General features: G+C 72.2%; 14 protein-coding genes. 8 read left to right on the top strand and 6 right to left on the bottom strand.

Translation table 11 applies throughout. The features are described from left to right. Positions 1-15 precede the first annotated feature (15 nt). The 3 genes from IF11_RS0100305 to IF11_RS0100295 form a co-directional block, all read right to left on the bottom strand. Positions 16-2,421 (bottom strand): SpoIIE family protein phosphatase, encoded by a 2,406-nt coding sequence (locus IF11_RS0100305; RefSeq protein WP_030349287.1) that lies wholly within the window; start codon positions 2,419-2,421, stop codon positions 16-18. Between the two features lie 223 nt (positions 2,422-2,644). Next, complete coding sequence (locus IF11_RS0100300; protein WP_030349286.1) at positions 2,645-4,972, bottom strand: zinc-dependent metalloprotease; 2,328 nt, start codon at positions 4,970-4,972, stop codon at positions 2,645-2,647. Positions 4,973-5,134: 162 nt separating this feature from the next. Continuing rightward, positions 5,135-5,908: a GntR family transcriptional regulator gene (locus IF11_RS0100295; protein WP_030349285.1), complete on the bottom strand. Its 774-nt coding sequence runs from the start codon at positions 5,906-5,908 to the stop codon at positions 5,135-5,137. Between the two features lie 398 nt (positions 5,909-6,306). Here IF11_RS0100295 and IF11_RS38150 point away from each other — a divergent pair, with 398 nt between their 5' ends. From IF11_RS38150 to IF11_RS41180, 7 genes are all read left to right on the top strand, one after another. Next, complete coding sequence (locus IF11_RS38150; RefSeq protein WP_063759096.1) at positions 6,307-7,479, top strand: peroxidase-related enzyme; 1,173 nt, start codon at positions 6,307-6,309, stop codon at positions 7,477-7,479. 77 nt (positions 7,480-7,556) lie between these two features. Then, positions 7,557-8,705 carry an ABC transporter substrate-binding protein gene (locus IF11_RS0100285; RefSeq protein WP_051745240.1) on the top strand — a complete coding sequence of 383 codons (1,149 nt, stop codon included), beginning with the start codon at positions 7,557-7,559 and terminating at the stop codon, positions 8,703-8,705. After that, a complete protein-coding gene (locus IF11_RS0100280; RefSeq protein WP_051745239.1) occupies positions 8,698-9,861 on the top strand; it encodes an ABC transporter ATP-binding protein in 1,164 nt (387 codons plus the stop codon). Before IF11_RS0100285 ends, IF11_RS0100280 begins: the two co-directional genes overlap by 8 nt. Then, the gene (locus IF11_RS0100275; RefSeq protein WP_078490263.1) at positions 9,858-10,832 is read left to right on the top strand and encodes an ABC transporter permease; all 975 of its coding nucleotides are present in this window, start codon (positions 9,858-9,860) and stop codon (positions 10,830-10,832) included. Before IF11_RS0100280 ends, IF11_RS0100275 begins: the two co-directional genes overlap by 4 nt. Next, positions 10,829-11,629: an ABC transporter permease gene (locus IF11_RS0100270; RefSeq protein ID WP_030349280.1), complete on the top strand. Its 801-nt coding sequence runs from the start codon at positions 10,829-10,831 to the stop codon at positions 11,627-11,629. Before IF11_RS0100275 ends, IF11_RS0100270 begins: the two co-directional genes overlap by 4 nt. Before the next feature lie 53 nt (positions 11,630-11,682). Further along, positions 11,683-12,723, top strand: coding sequence for a dipeptidase (locus IF11_RS0100265; RefSeq protein ID WP_030349279.1), 1,041 nt, complete (start codon positions 11,683-11,685; stop codon positions 12,721-12,723). Continuing rightward, positions 12,720-14,642 carry an FAD/NAD(P)-binding protein gene (locus IF11_RS41180; protein ID WP_030349278.1) on the top strand — a complete coding sequence of 641 codons (1,923 nt, stop codon included), beginning with the start codon at positions 12,720-12,722 and terminating at the stop codon, positions 14,640-14,642. The genes IF11_RS0100265 and IF11_RS41180 overlap by 4 nt, the downstream gene beginning before the upstream one ends. Positions 14,643-14,676: 34 nt before the next feature. Here the strand turns inward: IF11_RS41180 and IF11_RS0100255 are convergent, their stop codons facing one another. Continuing rightward, positions 14,677-15,480 carry an SDR family oxidoreductase gene (locus IF11_RS0100255; protein WP_030349277.1) on the bottom strand — a complete coding sequence of 268 codons (804 nt, stop codon included), beginning with the start codon at positions 15,478-15,480 and terminating at the stop codon, positions 14,677-14,679. A gap of 898 nt (positions 15,481-16,378) precedes the next feature. Between IF11_RS0100255 and IF11_RS0100250 the strand changes: the two genes are divergently transcribed. Beyond that, on the top strand, positions 16,379-17,044 hold the full coding sequence (locus IF11_RS0100250; RefSeq protein WP_051745237.1) for a response regulator transcription factor: 666 nt from the start codon (positions 16,379-16,381) through the stop codon (positions 17,042-17,044). A 40-nt stretch (positions 17,045-17,084) separates the two neighbouring features. Here IF11_RS0100250 and IF11_RS0100245 read toward each other — a convergent pair whose 3' ends face one another. Both IF11_RS0100245 and IF11_RS0100240 read right to left on the bottom strand, forming a co-directional pair. Beyond that, positions 17,085-17,792, bottom strand: coding sequence for an SDR family oxidoreductase (locus IF11_RS0100245; RefSeq protein WP_030349275.1), 708 nt, complete (start codon positions 17,790-17,792; stop codon positions 17,085-17,087). 81 nt (positions 17,793-17,873) lie between these two features. After that, a complete protein-coding gene (locus IF11_RS0100240) occupies positions 17,874-18,542 on the bottom strand; it encodes a TetR/AcrR family transcriptional regulator (RefSeq protein ID WP_030349274.1) in 669 nt (222 codons plus the stop codon). Positions 18,543-18,549: the final 7 nt, after the last annotated feature.

Below are 18,549 nucleotides of genomic sequence, written 5' to 3'. Positions count from 1 at the left end.
CCGACCCGGCCCCGGTCACCCCGTCGGGAGCGCCAGTTCCGCCCAGATGGCCTTGCCGCTCGGAATCTGGCGGGTGCCCCAGCGATCGGTGAGCTGGGCGACCAGCAGCAGACCTCGCCCGCCCTCGTCATAGACCCGGGCCCGGCGCAGATGCGGCGCCGTGGTGCTGGTGTCGGAGACCTCGCAGGTGAGCGCGCGGTCACGGATCAGCCGCAGCTGGACCGGGCCTTCGGCGTGCAGGATGGCGTTGGTGAACAGCTCGCTGATCACCAGCTCGGTGGTGAAGGTCAGCTCTTCCAGTCCCCAGGTGGCCAGTTGGGTGATCGCGTGGTCGCGGGCGTCGGAGACCAGCGCGGGCTCGGCGGGCAGGTTCCAGGTGACGACCTGGCTGGCGTCGAGGGCGCGGGTGCGGGCGACGAGCAGGGCCACATCGTCCTCAGGACGCGGCGAGAGCAGCGTACGGAGCACGGTGTCGCAGGTGCTCTCCAGCGAGGGCGACGGATGGGTCAGGATCTCGCACAGCCCGTCGATGCTGGAGGTGATGTCATGCGTGCGGTTCTCGATCAGACCGTCGGTGTACAGGACGAGCGTGCTGCCCTCCGGGATCTCGAACTCGGCCGATTCGAAGGGCAGATCGCCCAGGCCCAGGGGCGGGCCGCCGGGCAGTTCGAGAAGGCTGACCGTGCCGTCGGGGGTGGCCAGGGCGGGCGGCGGATGGCCCGCGCGGGCCGCGCAGAACCGGCGGGACACCGGGTCGTACACCGCGTACAGACAGCTGGCGCCGATGTCCTCGTCGCTGACCGGGTCGGTGTTCTCCGAGGCGAGCCGGCCCACCACATCGTCGAGATGGGTGAGGAGTTCGTCCGGGGGCAGGTCGATGTCCGCGAGGGTACGGACCGCCGTGCGCAGCCGTCCCATGGTCGCGGAGGCGTGGATGCCGTGTCCGACGACATCGCCGACGACCAGCGCCACCCGGGAGCCGGAGAGCGGGATGACATCGAACCAGTCGCCGCCCACGCCGTACTGGGAGTCGGCGGGCAGATAGCGGGTGGCGACCTCGACGGCCGACTGCGGGGAGAGTCCGCGCGGCAGCAGGCTGCGCTGAAGGGTCTCGGCGGTGCCGCGTTCGCGGGTGTAGCGACGGGCGTTGTCGATGCAGACGGCGGCGCGGCCCACCAGTTGTTCGGCGAGGGTCAGATCGTCCTCGGTGAAGGTCGTCGTGTGCGTCCTGCGGGAGAAGAGGGCCACGCCCAGGGTGTTCCCACGGGCGACCAGCGGCGCCGCGACGAGTGAGTGGACGCCGAGGTCGGGCAGCGGGCCGTGCCGCCCGCGATCCGCCATCCAGGCGTGGTAGTCGGGGTCCCACGGCCCGGTGAGCACCGCCCGGCCGGTGGCCAGGCAGCGGGCCGGCGGCGAGGCTTCCGGATAGCTCGCCACCTCCCCGATACGGGTGGCTGCCTCCGGAGCCTCCCGCGCGTGGGCGCAGTGCGCGACCCTGCGCATCAGGACCTCGCCCGAGGCGGGGCCCGGGGTGGGCTCGTCCCCGCGCAGCACCGAGTCGAGCAGATCGACGCTGATGAAGTCGGCGAACCGGGGCACGGGCATACTCGCCAGCTCCTGGGCGGTCCGGGTCACGTCCAGCGTGGTGCCGATCCGCATGCCGGCCTCGTTCAGCAGGGCGAGGCCCTCGCGGGCCCAGTACTCCTCGGTGATCTCGAATCCGGTGAGCACGATGGCGGTCACCCGGCCGGCCGGGTCCTTGAGCGGGGCGAGGGAGAGCGCCCAGGCGCGATCGCGTTTCTCGGCCGACGCCCGGTGGAACGTCCGCGCGGTCACCGCCTCGCCCGTGCTCAGCACCTTCCGCAGCGCCCGCTGGACCTCCGCGTTGGTGCGGCTCTCGGGCAGGAATCCGGTCCCCAGGGCCCGCATGTCGTCTTCCGTGCGGCCGATGACACGGCACAGTTCCTCGTTGGCGTGCAGCAGCCGCAGGTCCGCGCCGTAGATCGCGATCGGCACCCCGGACTCGGTGAACGCCCGCCGCATCAGGGCCTCGTTCTGGCCGGGGCGCCGTGACGCCGCGGCGGCCAGCAGCCAGCGGGTGCCCTCCTCGCCGGTTCGCAGCGGGAACGCGAGCAGTTCCACCTCGCGTCGGCCGCCGTCCCGGTGGTGCGCCGCGATCCTGCCGCTCCACGGCTCCCCGCCGGCCAGCGCCCGGCGCGCGGAGTCGGGCGGATCGGCCGAGAGCAGCGCTCCGACCGCACGTCCCACGGCTTCGGCGGGCCGGTAGCCGAGGAGCGCCTCGGCGCCGGCGCTCCACCGCGCGATGACGCCCTCCGCGTCGACCGCAGCCGTGGCCCACCTCTCGCCACCCAGGGATATGTCCCGTATCTCCCCGGAGGCCACGCCGCGCGTGTCATCCATATGATCTCTCCCTGCCGGGCCCCTGCCCTTCAGGTGCTCGGACGCCCGGAGCCCTCCGCAGACCGTGAAACAAGATGACGACCTTACGCAGATAGGCCCCTTTGATCGATATTTACCCCATGTAGTCCCTCAGGACACCGAGCGCGGCCCCGGCGGACGCCTTGGCTCAGAGCGGGGCGCCGGGCTCAGAGCGGGGCGCCGGGCTCAGAGCGGGGCGCCGGGCTCAGAGCGGGGCGCCGGGCGGGATGCGCGGCACGGGGCCGGGCAGCGCCACATCGTCACCGGCCAGGAAGGCGGTCACGGCGGCTGCTGCCTCGTATGCCGCCTCCCGGGACGCCTCGTGGGACGCCTCGCCTCCGTCGCGCAACTCTTCGGCGAGCCGCCGGAGCCGGCCGCGGATCCGGGTCCGTACGGTGTCGTGCAGGGTGTCGTTCCCGAGGACGTCCAGCACGGCGCGGAGCACCACCCAGCCCGCGGTCTCCTGGACGGCCTCTCCGGCGACCAGATCGTCCGGTACGGGGTCGGGCCGGCGCCAGGTGGCGTCCAGCAGCGCGTCCGCGAGGTCGGCGGGGCCCGGGACGGCGGGATCCGCCGCGTGCTGCCAGCCGAGCCGGTTGAGCCGGGCCGGATCCAGCAGTTCCGCGGTGACGAGTGCCGCCGTCGCCGCCACGGCGCTGAACGGGTCGAAGACCCGCCCCGCGCGGGTGTCGAAGTACTCCGAGGTCCGTCCGTGGCGGATGGCCGGGGGCGTGAGCACGTCCAGCACGTGCGCGGGCAGGGCGAGGTGCTCGGCGCGCAGCAGCTTCGCGAGCCGGGCCAGCGCCCGCCGCTGCGCCGCCGCCTCGACGGGTACGGTGCCGGGCCCGTCCTCCCCCGCCAGTCCGTACGCGTACCGGGCGCCGCCGATCAGCCGGGCGACGGCCGAGAGCTGGGAGCGGTGGTAGAGCTGGAGGAGGACCGCGCGTTCCTCCAGCGCCCCGGTCTGCCGGCCGGGCGGAAGCACCGCGCGCGAGAAACCCGCCAGCGCGACACGGCGTACGGCCAGCGCCTCGTCCAGCGCGGCGAAGGCGTCGGACACCGGCGCGACCCAGACGACCGCGTCGGCGTGCGCCGCGCCGGTGCCGCGCGCGTCCTCGTCCGCGAGATAGACCAGGCCCTGACCGGCGGCCGTGCGCCGCAGCCGCGCGAGGGCGGTCTCCTCGTCCTCGCCCGGAAAATGTCCGTACGCGTGGGCGACCAGGAACTCGTCCCAGGGGCCGAGCCCTTCGGCATAGGCGCGGGAGGAATCGAGCCCGCCGTCCGGGGTGACGGTCACCCGGGGATGCGGATAGTCCATCACCGAGGGACGCGGATGGTGCGTACTGGCGAAGTTGTGCATGAAGCCGAGGGCGTGACCGATCTCGTGGGCCGCCAACTGCCGCATCCGGCCCAGCACCAGCCGCTCGACGGCCGCCAGCCGCTCCCGCTCGTCCGGCTTGCCGTACGGGGCGTACAGCGCCTCGGCGAGCGCGGTGATCTGCTCGACGCGCTGGGAGCCGAGCCGTACCCGGCCGCAGATGATCTCGCCGGTGCGCGGGTCGGTGAGCCCCTGGCCGTGCGACCAGCCGCGACCGTCGCGGTGCACCCACCGCACGGAGTTGACGCCCAGGTCATTGTCGTCGAGCCCCTCGGGGGCCACTTCGACGCGGTAGGCGTCCTGGAATCCGCACCGTTCGAAGGCGCCCGCCCACCAGTTGCCGCCCTCCACGACGGCCGTACGTATCGGTTCGGGGATGGCCGGGTCGACGGAGAAGACGATCGGACGGCGTACGGGTCCGGCCGGGGCGGTGGGATCGACGGGTTCGAGCCGGTGCCGGGGCTGGAACCTCACCTGGGTGCCGGCCGCCGTGGCGGCGCCGTGGTCGTCGTGGCCGATGCCGTATCCGCCGGAGGCGGGGTGGTAGCGGCGGGCGGGCAGCGGCGGGTCGGGCAGCGGGACGAGATGCAGATGCTGGACCACGGTGAGGGAGCCGGGTGCGGGTACGACGGCCCTGAGCGCCGGGCCGGGTTCGGCGCCACGCAGCGTGAGCAGGGCGGGCAGCCGGGCGCCGCCGGGGCCGCTCCGGGCTTCCGCCAGGAGCGGGACGCTCGCGTCGGGGTCGATCGCGTACATGCCCTGCTCCTGCTCCCGCAGCAGGTCGGCCACGCCGTGGAAGTCGGTGAGCGCCAGTCCGGTGGCGTCCACGATCACGGCGCCGTCCCGCTCGCGCAGCACCGGCGCGCTCCACACGACCGAGGTGGCGAAGGACTCCTCGCCCGCGCGGACGGCGGCGGGGTCACCGGTGGCCAGATGGTGTTTGTTGCGCAGGACGAGCAGAACGCGTCCTGCGATCCGGCGGAACTCCGCGACCTTGACCTTTCCGGCCTTGCCGCGGTCGAGGCCGAGGGAGCTGGAGCCCACTCCGTGCGACAGGGCGGCGGTCAGCAGGAAGGGCACGTCGAAGCGTCTGACGCCGATGAGAAGCCGGTGTTCCGCCGGGTCCGCACACAGATCGAGAAGGTCCGGGGCCATGCCGGATCTCGGTGCGGGTATCGGTGCGGGCATCTGTGCCGTGGGGAGATCGCTCACGCCGGGCTCGCTTCTCTCTCGGAATCGGAGAGGCAGATGGTATGTCCGGGCGTGGTGACCTCGGCAGCCGGTGTTCCCCCCGGGCGGCGCCCCGAGCCGGTTTCCTCAGCTCTCGGCGGGCTCGGCGGGGATCTCGTAGGCGAGCCGGAACCGTTCGCCCGGCACGACGAGATCCGCGGTCTCCAGGGGGCGTTCCCCGGCGTAGTAGGTGCGCTCGATGGCCGCGACAGGCGCGCCGGGGGCCAGATCGAGTACCTCCGCCTCCGCGCGGGTGGCGGTGCGGGCGGTGACGGTCTCGGTCGAGCGGGTGATCCGCAGGCCGATGTACGACATCCGAGCCACCACGCTGCTGCCCGCCATGGGGCCGGCCCCGGGGAGCGAGACGGGGGTGCCGCCGGTGATGCCGAGGGGCTCCCAGCTGACGCAGAACATGGCCGGCCTGCCGTCCCTGGTGATCAGATACTCGCTGCGGATCACCGGCTCCGCGGCGGGGACATCGAGCCGGCGGGCGATCTCCTCCGGCGCCTCGCCCGTGGTGGACCGAGGAGTGCCGCGGACCGAGCGGCCGTCGTCGTCCGTGAGGCCGCGCCCGCCGCCCGTGACCGCGAGCCTGCCCTGGAGCCGCTCCTGCGTCCATGACCGGGCCATCGTCCGGGAGGAGGGGCGCTCCCGTACGAACACACCGCGCCCCGCCCGCCCCCTGGCCAGCCCGTCCGCGACCAGCACGCGTACCGCCGAGGCCGCGACGTTCGAGCCGACGCCGTAGTCACGGGCCAGCTCGGCGCGCGAGGGGAGCGGATCGCCGGGCGCGAACTCACCCGCCTCGATCCGGCGCCGCAGGTCATCCGCAATCGCCCGATAGGCAGCGACGACCACCATCCTTGTCTCACTTTCTGGACAGCATCTCAACCTGTGAGAAATTTCTCCCGGGACCGGGTGATTCGGGAGATCACGAAACGGATCTTCCGGATGACTCACCGCCGACTCACCGCGCACTTGATGCATCAGGTGAGGCCAACAATCCACTTTCCCGCGCAGTCTGCCACACGCGCCCGCGACCTGTTGCATCAGGTGCCCGCCCCAGCAGTGGTCCTACGGACCCTCGCGCCCCCTCTGATCAGCCCAGTTGCAGGTGTGGGAGGGCTTTGCACAAGGGCCGTACCGGGGCTAACTTTCAGCTCCGGCCCGGCGGCCATATCCGGCCGGCCGGACCACATGGTGGACATGCGCGTGGACAACCAGGGCCTGACGCGCCGGTGAGGGAGAGGAGGACGGTCATGAGCGACGACACGCGGCAGCGCGCCGGGGTGGGCGAGCACACGGCCGCCGCCCGCCGCGTCCTGCTCACGCCGTCCGCCCCCGGAGCCCTCGCGCCCGGCCTGCGGATCACCGCCGCGGCCCGAGCCGCCGAGCTGACGGGGCAGCCCGGTCTCGCTGCCCGGTACCGGGCATGGGCACCGCAGGGCACCGCCGACGGCGACCCGTCGCTGACCGCGGCGGTGCGCGACTTCACCGACCGCGTCACCCTCGCGCCCGGCGCGGCCGGACCCGGCCTCCTGCGTGCCCTGACCGCGCGAGGGCTGGACGCTCCGGCCGTTGTCGCCCTCGCGCAGATCTGCGCCTTCGTCGCGTACGAGGCGCGCGTCGTCTCCGGGCTCGCCCTGCTGTCCGGAGAACCGGCGGCCGAGCCCGTCGAGCCCTCCCCGGCCCCAGCCTCGGTCGAGCCCCGGCGGCCCTCGGAGGCGCGCTTCACGCTGGACGAGCTGAGCTGGCGCCCGCGGATCCCCGCCGTCGACGCCGACGCGCTCACCGCCGGGCAGCGGGCCGTCATCGACGCGCACGCCACGCTGTCCGTCGCGTCGCCGTACTACCGCACCCTGCTGCACGACCCGGCCGCGCTCGACCACCGGACCCATGTCTACAACGCCGTGATGTACGGCCGCGGCGGTCTGCCGCGCGCCGAGCGCGAGTTGGCGACTCTGCTGGTCTCCCGGGCCAACGGCTGTGTCTACTGCGCCTCCGTGCACGGCCGGAAGTACGCGCAGCTGTCGCGCGACGAGGCAGCGGCCCTGCGGGTGCTGAGCGAGGGGGGCGCCGCGCTCGCCGATGACGCGCGCGGCCGGGCCATCGCCCGCTTCGCCGAGGCCCAGACCAGCACACCGCCCCGGGCCGGCGCCGACGACGTGGCGGCGCTGCGGGCGGCCGGACTGACCGAGGCCGAACTCACCGATCTGGTACACGCCGTGGCCCTCTTCGGCTGGGCCAACCGTCTGATGCTGGTCCTCGGCGACGCACAGCCCGTGCGGCGCCCGGACGCCGGTGTCCCGCATGACCCCGTTCCGCACGACCCCATCCCGCGTGACGACACTCCGCGCAACGACGCGCGCGACGACGCACGGGAGTCCTGTAGCGGGACGCCGGACCGGACTCCACGGACAGGCGACGCGTAACCGTCCCCGTGGCCCCGATCCGACGTCGCCCCGCGCTCGTACTCCCACCCGATCCCGTCCTCCGACCGGAGACCGCCATGCCTTCACAGCGCCCGTCCCAGCGCCTGTCCTCGCGACCGTCCGCGCGCCTGTCCCAGCGCCTCTCCCTGCGTCCCGCCCTCGCGACCGCCGCCGTACTGACCAGCACCGCGCTGCTGGCGACGGCCTGCACCTCCTCCGCCACCTCGCCGTCCGGCTCCTCCGGCGGCTCCGGGGGCAAGCAGACCATCACGTTCATGGGGTTCTACGGCACCTTCCAGGACGCCTTCACGAAGACGGTGATCAAGCCGTTCGAGAAGGCCAACCCGGACATCACCGTCACGTACGTGCCCATCCAGAACTCCTCCGAGGTGCTGGCCAAGCTGCGCGCGAGCACCGCGCGCCCGGTCGCCGATGTCGCCCTGATGGACAGCTCCGTGGCGCCGACGGCCAACAAGGAGAAGCTGTTCGCGCCGCTCGACGCGTCGAAGGTGCCCAACCTCGACCGGCTCGTCGACAGCGCGAAGAGCAAGGACGGCCACGGCCCCGCCGTCACCTTCGACAGCCTCTCGATCCTCTACAACTCCAAGAACGTCAAGAAGGCGCCCACCAGCTGGAACGACCTCTGGAACGCGGAGTACAAGGACAAGCTGGCGATGCCCATCGCGGACACCCGGGGTGTCGCGCTGATCATCGCCCTGGAGAAGCTCCTTCACGCCGACTACAAGTCGGACATCAACCCGGCGATCGACAAGCTCAAGACGCTGTCCTCGGCCGTCCAGACCTGGCAGCCGTCGCCCGATGTCTACACCGCGATCCAGTCGGGTGACGCGGATGTCGCCGTCGGCTGGAACGCCCGCGGCCAGTACTACAAGGACTCCTCGGGCGGGGTCGTACAGCCGGTGCTCCCCAAGGAGGGCACGGTCACCCAGGTCAACACCATCAACCTGGTCAACAACTCCGCGCACACCGCCGCCGCGCAGAAGTTCATCGACTACGCGATCGGCGCGGAGGCGCAGAAGGCGTTCGACGACGAGGCGTTCTACGCGCCCGTCAACAAGGACGTCCAGCTGGCCGCCGAGACCAAGGAGCGCACCCAGGCCTCCGCCGAGCAGCGGAAGAACCAGATCCCCGTCGACTGGAACTGGCTCACCACGCGCTACACCGACTGGGTCGACCGCATCAAGCGGGAGGTCATCGGTGGGTGACACAGCGCGCCGCGCCCCCGCGGGCACCGCCGGGCATCTGGTGCTCGACGGACTGGCCAAGACGTATCCGGGCAAGGACGGCGCCGCCGTGCGCGGTATCGATCTCGCGGTCGAGCGCGGCTCGATGCTCGCCGTCCTCGGCCCCTCGGGCTGCGGGAAGTCGACCACGCTGCGGATGATCGCCGGTCTCGTCCCGCCCACCGCGGGGACCGTACGGGTCGACGGCCGGGACATCACGGACTCGCCGGTGCACCGCCGTGACATGGGCGTGGTCTTCCAGTCGTACGCGCTCTTCCCGCATCTGGACGTGGCGCGCAACATCGCCTTCGGACTGGAGATGCGCAAGGTCCCCAAGACGGAGCTGAAGCGCCGGGTGGACGACGCGCTGAGTCTGGTGCGGCTCGGTCATCTCGCCGGCCGCCGGATCGCCCAGCTCTCCGGCGGCCAGCAGCAGCGCGTCGCGCTGGCCCGCGCGCTGGTGGTGGAGCCGGCCGTGCTCCTCCTCGACGAGCCGCTGTCGAATCTGGACGCGCGGCTGCGCTCCGCGATGCGTGACGAGATCTGCCGGATCCAGCGCGAGACCGGTGTCACCACCGTCTTCGTCACCCATGACCAGCAGGAGGCCCTCTCCATGGCCGATCGCGTCGCCGTCATGAACCACGGCCGTATCGAGCAGGTGGGCACCCCGGAGGACATCTACGAGCGGCCCGCGCGCCCGTTCGTCGCGGAGTTCGTGGGCCGGGCCAATCTGCTCGACGGTACGGCCGGTGACCCGGACGGCGAACGGACCTCCGTCGAACTGCCCGGCCTCGGAACGGTCTCCGCGGCGGGCGCCCGTGTGGCCAGGGGCCGTACGGCCGTGGTCATGCTGCGCCCGCACCGGATCGCCCTCACCGCCGCCGCGCCCGGCACCGGCGGGGCCCGGGGCACCGTCCTGTCGGCGGGGTACGCGGGCGAGACCGTCGCCTACCGGGTGCGCGTCGGCGACACCGGGCCCGTACTGGACGTCGAACGGCCCACCGGGGCGCAGCGGTCGTTCGGCCCCGGTGCCGAGGTGGAGCTGTCCTGGGATCCGGAGGCCCCGCGGCTGGTGGCCGCCGTCGAGGACAGCGAACCCGCGGAGGCCGCCGAACCCGTCCGGGAGAGCCTGTCATGACGGCGGACCCCGCGGACGGCCCCGCCCGGGCCCCGGAGGACACCCGTGCCGCCCGGCCCGCGACAGCCCCGCCGGCCGTCAAGGCGCCGCCGCGCGGGCGCGGCCCCGGCCGGCTGGCGCTCGCCCTGCTCGCGCCGGGGCTGCTGGCCCTGCTGCTGACGTACGCGCTGCCGCTGGTGTGGGTCGTGCGTATGTCGCTCAACGAGTCGGAGGAAGGCGGCGCGATCCGGCAGACCCTCTCCGCAGCCACCTTCGGGCATGTGCTCGGCAGCGGCCACTACTGGAACGTCATCGGCCAGACGGTCGAACTCGGCGTCCTCGTCACGTTCTTCACCCTCCTCGTCTCCTACCCCGTTGCGCTCTTCCTGGCGCGCACCACCAGCCGGTGGCGCAGCCTGCTGATCGCGCTGGCCGTCACCCCGCTGCTGATCTCCTCCGTCGCACGCACCTTCGGCTGGATGGCGATCCTCGGCACCCAGGGCGTCATCAACAAGACCCTGACGGGCGCCGGGCTGATCGACAGCCCGCTGCATCTGGCCAACAACTTCACCGGTGTGGTCATCGCCTCGACCGAGATCTATATGCCGTTCGCCATCCTCGCGATGATCAGCGGATTCGGCCGGCTCGATCCGGCGCTGGAGCATGCCGCCGCGTCGCTGGGCGCGCCCCGCCGTACGGTGTTCCGCCGGATCGTGCTGCCGCTCACCCTGCCGGGCGTGCTCACCGCCGCGCTGCTGGTGTTCGTCCTCAGCCTCAGCGGCTATGTGACGCCCCGGCTCATCGGCGGCGGACGGGTCTTCGTGCTGGCCACCGAGATCTACGACGAGGCCATCACGGCCCTGGACTGGCCGGTGGCGGCGGTCCTCTCGATGCTGCTGCTGGCCGTGTTCGGTGTGGTGATCACGCTCTATCTCCGGGCCCAGCGGGCCCTCGAAGCCCGCTTCACCGGGCCGCGGGAGGCAGGTTCATGAACGCGCGCCGGCTGACCTCGACCGTATGGGCCGTGGTCCTCACCGTCCTCTATCTGTTCCTCCTCGCGCCGATCCTCATCGTGCTCGTGGAGTCCTTCGACACCTCGTCGTATCTGCGGTTCCCGCCCGAGGGGTTCGGCCTCGACGCCTACCGGCAGGTCTTCGCCAACGAGGCGTTCCGCGAGGGGTTCCGGGTCAGTGGGATCACGGCCGCGGCGACCGCGCTGCTGGCGGTGGTCACGGGCGTACCGGCCGCGCTCGCGCTCACCAGGCTGCGGTTCCGGGGCCGCGCCGCCATCGAGGCGGCCTTTCTCTCGCCGCTGCTGGTGCCGCATATCGTGCTCGGGCTCGCCCTGCTGCTGATCCTGGCGCCGATCCCGCTCACCGACACGTACGTGGGTCTGATCCTGGCCCATCTCGGGGTGACCGTGCCCTATGTCGTACGGACGGTCTCCGCGTCCCTGGTGTCCGCGGATCCGCGCGCCGAGGAGGCAGCCCGTACGCTCGGCGCGAGCGGGCTGATGACGTTCTGGCGGATCACCCTGCCGGCCATCAGGCCCGGTCTTCTCTCCGGCGGCATCATCGCGTTCCTGCTGTCCTTCGACGAGACGGTCATCTCACTGTTCGTCTCGGGGCAGCACACCGTGCCGCTGCCGGTGGCCGTGCTCCAGTACGTGGAGTACCGCAGCGATCCGTCCGTTGCCTCCCTCTCCGTGCTGCTGGTGCTGCTCTCCGTTGTCGTGGTCGTTCTCGTGGAGCGCGGCCTCGGGCTGCGCCGCACGCTGCGATCCGGCTGAGAGCCGCGCTCCCCCATTCCCCCCAACTCCGGCCCGTTCCAAGGAGGTCCATCGTGTCCGTGACGCAGGCGCAGCCCCTCGATCCCACCGCACTGCACCGGGAGAGCGTCGTCTTCAACGCGCTCGACTGCACCCCGCTCTCCTGGGCGGACGAGACGTACCTCGGCAAGCTCGCCGTCTCCGGGGTCACCGCGATCAACCACGCGGTCTCCATCTCCCAGGACTACGACGCCGCGGCGGCGGGGATCGTCGGCTGGCAGCGGCGGCTGGCGGAGACCGGCGGGCGGGTGTTCCAGGGCTTCGGCCTGGACGATGTAGCCCGCGCCCAGGCCGAGGGCAGCGTCGCGTGGTTCGCCGGGTTCGAGGACAGCAAGCCGGTGGGCGAGGACCTGTGGCGGCTTCAGGCGCTGTACCAACTGGGGCTGCGCTTCATGGGCCTGACCTATCAGAACCGCAACTACGCGGGAGACGGCTGCGGCGAGAGCGCCAACGGCGGGCTGAGCCGCTTCGGCCGCGCCCTGGTCAGGGAGTCCAACCGGCTGGGCGTGGCGCTCGATCTGTCCCACACCGGCGAGCGCTCCACGCTGGAGACCATCGAGATCTCCGAGCGGCCCGTGCTCGTGACCCACGCGGGACTGACCCACTTCGTGGCCAGCCCGCGCAACAAGAGCGATGTCGTGGTCCGTGAACTGGCCGCGCGCGGCGGGGTGTTCGGGCTGGCCGCCAAGTCCGGGTTCCTCAGCCCCACCGGTCTCACCCAGCGCCCCGGCGCCGAGGTCTTCGCCGACAACGTCGACTATCTGGTCGAGTTGGCGGGCATCGACCATGTCATCGTCGGCACGGACGTCGGCGACGAGCGCAAGTACTCCCGCGAGGGCATGGCGCGGGTGCGCCGGCTCTACCCGGAGATCCCGATCGTCGGCGAGGACCTCGATCTCGACCGTATCCACCCCGAGGGCCTCGGCACCCCCGCCGATCTGCCCCGGATCACCGAGCTGCTCGTCGGCCGCGGCTACACCGCCGAGGACATCACCAAGATCCTCGGCGGCAATATGCACCGCGTCCTGGCGGAGATCTGGGGCACGGGCGCGTGACAGCGCGCCCGGTCGGTGTCGCGGTCGTCGGGGCGGGTCCGCGCGGTACCGCCGTACTGGAACGTCTCACGGCGAACCTCGGCCCGTCGGGGCCCTGGGCGGACACCCCGGCCGAGGTGCATATCGTGGAGCCGCGCACCCCCGGCGCCGGCCGGGTCTGGGATCCCGGGCAGCCGGAACAGCTGCTGATGAACACCGTCGCCGGGCACGCGACCGCGTTCCCCGACGACACCGTACGGATGGCGGGACCGGCGACGACCGGTCCGACCCTGATGGAGTGGGCGCGCGACCACGCGCCCGGCGCCGCGCCCGGTCTCCAGCCCTGGGAGCATCCGCGGCGCGCGCTGATGGGCCGCTATCTGGCCTGGGCCCATGAGCGGATCACCCGGTCCGCCGCCCCGCACATACGGATCGTCGCCCATCCCACGCGTGCCATAGGACTCGACGAGGCGCCGGAGGGCCGGCTGCGGCTGCGGCTCGACGACGGGACCGCGCTGGTCGTCGACGCGGTGGTCCTCGCCACCGGCCACACCGACCAGCGGCCCGCCCCCGGTGAGGGCGAACTCGCCGCCGCCGCACGCCGGCACGGACTGACGCATCTGCCCCCGGGCCACCCCGCCGAGGCCCGGCTCGATCTGCTGCAGCCCGGGGAGCCGGTGCTCGTACGGGGGCTGGCGCTCAACTTCTTCGACCAGCTGACGGTTCTGACCTCCGGGCGCGGCGGGCGCTTCGAACAGGACGGCCCGGCCGGCCGGCCGCGCTATCTGCCGTCCGGCCGCGAGCCGCGCCTGCTCGCCGGATCGGGGCGCGGCGTACCGTACCTGGCGCGCCCTCAGGTGCACGGGCGGATGCCCACGGGCCACAGCCTCCGGTTCTTCGACGCGGCGGCGGTCGAGCGGCTGACCGCGCGGGAGCCGGGCACGGTCGGCTTCATGGCGGAGGTGTGGCCGCTGATCGTGAGGGAGGCGGGAGCGGCCTGGTACCGGACGCTCCTGGAGGTACGTCCCGAGGCCGCGCGACTGCCCGCCGCTGTGCTTCTCGACCGGTACGCGGCGGCCGGTGACGGGACAGGCGTGGGGACGGACCCGGTCGCGGAGCACCTGTACGACCCCGCCGACCGCTTCGATCCCTTCGCCCTCGACCGGCCGTTGGAGGGGCGGAGGTTCCGTGACCGGGCGGAGTTCGGAGCGTGGCTGGCGGAGCGCATGTACGAGGACCTGGACGCGGCCCGCGCGCCGGAGCGCAGCCCGCTCAAGGCCGCCGCCGCGGCGATCGCGGCGGTGAAGGGGCAGGTACGGCGGGTGGTCGCCGCGGGCGTGCTCAGCGGGTCGTCGTACCGCGAGCTGTCGTGGTTCCGGTCCTTCGGCGCGCATATCGCCAGCGGTCCGCCCGCGAGCAGGATCGCGGAGCTGGCGGCCCTGTACGAGGCGGGCGTGGTCGAGTTCATGGGCGCGCGCCCGGCTGTCACCGTCGACGCGGCGGCGGGCGGTTTCGTCGCGATGTCCGCGACCACGGACGGTCCTCCGGCGACGGCGCGGGCGCTGCTGGACGCCTGGCTCCCGGGCGCCGATCTGGCCCTGAGCGCCGACCCGTTGCTGCGCGGACTCGTCGCCTCGGGACTGGCCCGCCCGCATACGGCGGCCTCCAACTCCGGCTCCGGCTCCAACTCCGGCTCCTGCGGCGGGGGCGGGGGCATCGCGACGGGGGCCCTCGATGTCTGTCCGTCCGATCTGCGCGTGCGCGACGCGGCCGGGCGGCCGCATCCGCGGCTGTTCGCGTTCGGCGTCCCGGTCGAGGGGGTCCACTGGAACACGGCGATCGGCGCACGGGCGCGCGCCAACGCCGAGATGTTCCGCCAGGCGGACGCGATCGCCCGGTCGGTGCTGGGGGCGACGCGCGTCCGTCCGGACTCGCGGTAGAGACGGCTACGGGACCCGGGCTCGGGGAACCTCGTCAGTCCTGGCCGGCGGAGCCGCCGAACCGGGCCGCCGGGCCATCGAGTTGCTGGGTGAGCAGATTGAAGCCGTCGTCGGCCCGGATCACCTGACCGGTCGCCCCGGCGAACCCGTCGTCGGCGACCAGGGCGATCAGCCGGCCGACATCCTCGGGTTCGGGCAGCCTGCCGTGCACGGAGCGCTCACCGAAGTACTGCCGAATGGCATCGGGGAAGAAGGCGGTGGCATCGGTGTTGGCCGCGCCCGAGGCGACGGTGTTGGCCGCGACCCCGTACCGGGCGGCCTCGGCGGCGATCTGCCGGCTGAACGTGTTGAGCGCGGCGGTGGCGGTGGAATGGGCGATGCTTCCGGTGATCACATCGGCGGCGGTGCTCGACACGTAGACGATCCGGCCCGCGCGCCGCTCCCGCATGGCCGCCAGCACCCGCTGCGTCAGGAAGTAGACGCCGGCCAGTTCCCCGGTGAGCTTGGCGGCGAAGGACTCCCAGGGCAGCGAGGCGAACGCTCCGTACGGCGGCGCGGCGGTATTGGCGTTGCACACCAGCACATCGACCCGTCCATGCTCCGCCAGCACTCCGTCGACCAGTGTGCCGACCTGGCCCGCGTCACAGACATCGGCTCGTACGGCCTGCGCGGTGCCGCCCGCGGACTCGATGTCCTTGACCACGACCGCGGCGGCTTCGCTATTGCTCAGATAGTTGACGATCACATGGCAGCCACGCCGTCCGAATTCCCGCGCGGTCGCGGCGCCAATGCCCCGACCGGCTCCACTGATTAACACAACTCGCCGTGTGTCGCTCATTCGTATCTCCAGAACATCGTCAACGACTGGGCCTGCCCGGGGAATAATGCGTCGCGCATTCAACCCGGCTGTGGGCAGAGCCGATTCTCGCAGAGCCGCGGAACGCCCGGCCGGCGCGGCTCTTCGAAATCCGTGTGAAGATTGACAGCGCCGGGCCAAGCACCGGAGTGACCGAGCGCCGGTGTGGCCAATCCCACAATGAGTGACATCACGTCAGACTGTCGCGGCCCGGAGGGCCCTTTCACGTCAGAAAGTTCGCACCGAGAGCGCGCAGGCGTCTCATATGAGCCCCGATCGGGGCTCCCCTTGTGAGCGGCTCCGGAACGGACATCCGGGCAATCGCATCGATCCCGCCAATTCACGCTCAGGTTTCGACGGGCCCCGGTCGCCGTCCCCCCAGGCCGGGGCCGCAGATCCCGGACACTCCCAGGCACCAATTCTCGCCTGTTTGCGCCAACCGCCTTCCCCGCCGTCGGATTTGTGGCACAGCCCCGGGCGAGCAGTGTGAGGCGTGGCCGGGTCATGCTGCGACGGATATGCAGGTAGTTGCCAAAGTCATCCGCGGCGGTAAAATTTCACGCGTTTCGCTATTCGCATACCTGTCTAGATGTACGCGCCGACCAGGGGGTTCGACGTGCTCGCGCACCACGACGCCGGGCAGCCGGAGTTCACGCCGCGGCGGACCGAAGGGTCCACCCGCCGGCTCTTCACCGCTCCGCTGGACACCCGGCGATGTCGGTGCCACGCCCGTCCGACCGGGCCCCTCGTACCTCCCTGGTGAGAAGTCCGCACCAAGCATGGGCCCACGGCTGCCCACCCAACAGCCGTGTCGCAACTCCGCACCTCGATGTCAGTCAGCACCCCGTGACCCGGGTGTCCGACCTGCCGAAGGGGAACCATGCCTCACATCTCCGTCCTCGTCGCCGGCGAGACCGCATTACTGCGCGACGCTCTGACAGAGCTGTTCCACACCCAGGCCGACATCTGTGTCCTCGGCCAGACCACCGGCGAACACGAGATCCTCTGCAGGGCCGCGGCTCTGCACCCTCATGTGATCCTCCTGGAGCCATGGGCGGACGGGAGCGCCGTCATCCGCACGGTCCGCTCGCTGCGCCGCCTCACCCCGAGATCTGCCGTGCTCGCGCTGCCGGCGCGCGGCGCGCTGATCGACCGGCGCGCCCTGGAGGCGGCGGGGGTGCACAGATACCTGCCGCGGGACGCGGGCTGGGACGCCCTGCTCGCGGCGGTACGGTCACTCGCCCCCGCGGCCGTACGGAACGCTGTCAAGCGGCCGGTCCCCGCGCTCTCGCGCCGCGAGACGCAGGTGCTGCGCGGAGTGGCAACCGCCATGACCAACCAGCAGGTGGCCAGCAGCCTGGGCATCACGACCGGTACCGTCAAACGGCATCTGCACGCCGCCTTCCGCAAACTGGACGCCGTCTCCCGGCTCGACGCGGTGACCCAGGCCGCGGCGGCCGGGCTCATCATCCTGCCGGCGGCCGGATCGGTGGGTGGAGCGGAAACGTTGGGTGACGCCGCCGGTCCACGGCGCCCGGAGGCGTGACCTCACCGGGACCGACCCCGCGGAGGCCGGGTCACCGGCGTCACCAGGGGACAGGGCCGGCGTTGCCGAAGAAGCCGCCGGTGGGACCGTCGCCGCCGAGCGTGGCCATCCGGACGATCACCTCGGCGCCCTCCTCGACGGTCTGGACGCCCCGGTGGTCGTTCAGGTCGGTGGCGGTCCAGCCCGGGTCCACGGCGTTGAACGTGATCTCCGGGAACGCCTTCGCGTACTGCACGGTGATCATGTTCAGGGCGGCCTTGGAGGAGTTGTAACCCAGGCTCGGGTAGTACACGGGCAGCAACGACTCGAAGCGCTCGGGCTCGGCGGCGATGGCCAGCGATCCCAGTCCGCTGCTGACGTTCACCACGGTGGGAGACTCGCCGGCCCGGAGAAGCGGCAGAAACGCGCGGGTGACCCGGACGGCTCCGAACACATTGGTGTCGTAGAGCTTCCTGATGTCGTCGGCCGTCAGCTCCGCGGCCTCTTTGCGGGGGCCGGTGATTCCGGCGTTGTTGACGAGGACGTCCAGGTGCCCGAAGTCCTCGCGGACGCGTTCGGCCGCCGCCAGGACGGACTCCTCGCCGGTCACATCGAGCGGGAGGAAACAAGCGCCGATCCGTTCGGCCGCCGCTCGCCCGCGCCGCGGGTCCCGTGCCCCGACGAGGACGGTGTGGCCCGCCTCGGTCAGGCGTCGGGCGGTCTCGTGTCCGAGGCCTTTGTTGGCACCGGTGATCAGTGTCGTGGTCATGGTCTCGGCTCTCCCGTCCCCTGCTCCGTGCCCCTTTTCCGGGCCGCTCCTCCGGGCCCCTGCCCTGCTGCTCCTGAGCGTCTACGGAGCGTCCACGGCCCGGGGAGCGTAGGCGCGCAGGAACGTGTCGACCGCGGCCCGCCCTACAGTGCGCAGTTCGGCGTCGGACACCTTGCGCGTGCCCAGCCGGGTGCGCAGCTCCATCGGGCCCGTGAGCAGCGCGAGGAACTGCTCGGCGGCCAGGTCGGGGTCGCTGGTGTGCAGGCGCCCGGAGAGCGCGAAGCGTGCCAGGCGGTCGGCGAGCGCGTCGTGGAGGCGCTGCGCGCCCTCGCGCTGGATGGTCTCCAACAGGTCGGGAAACCTGGCCGCTTCGGCGTTGAGGAGCCAGCGCAGCGCCTGGGACTCCGGGTCGCAGTGGTTCTTCAGAACGCGGTGGCCGGCTTCCTCCAGCATGGGGCGCACATCACCGTCAGGCTCCCGGAGCTGTTCGAGCGCCGCCAGCCCCGCGCCGCTCGTACGGCCGACGGCGGCCAGCATCGCCTCGCGGAACAGCGTCTCCTTGTCCCCGAGGTGGTTGTAGATGGTGGGCTTGGCCACGCCCGCCTCGGCCGCGATCTCCCGTACGCAGGACTGTCCGTACCCCTCACGGGCGAACGTCCTGAACGCGGCTTCGAGGATCGCCTGCCGCTTGTCGATGCGCCCGCGCGGCGCCTCACGTCTGCTCGCGTTAGAGGTCTTGGCTCCGTTCACCCCACCA

Source organism: Streptomyces scopuliridis RB72 (genome assembly GCF_000718095.1).
Classification (GTDB): domain Bacteria; phylum Actinomycetota; class Actinomycetes; order Streptomycetales; family Streptomycetaceae; genus Streptomyces; species Streptomyces scopuliridis.
This window is presented reverse-complemented; position numbering and strand designations above follow the sequence as displayed.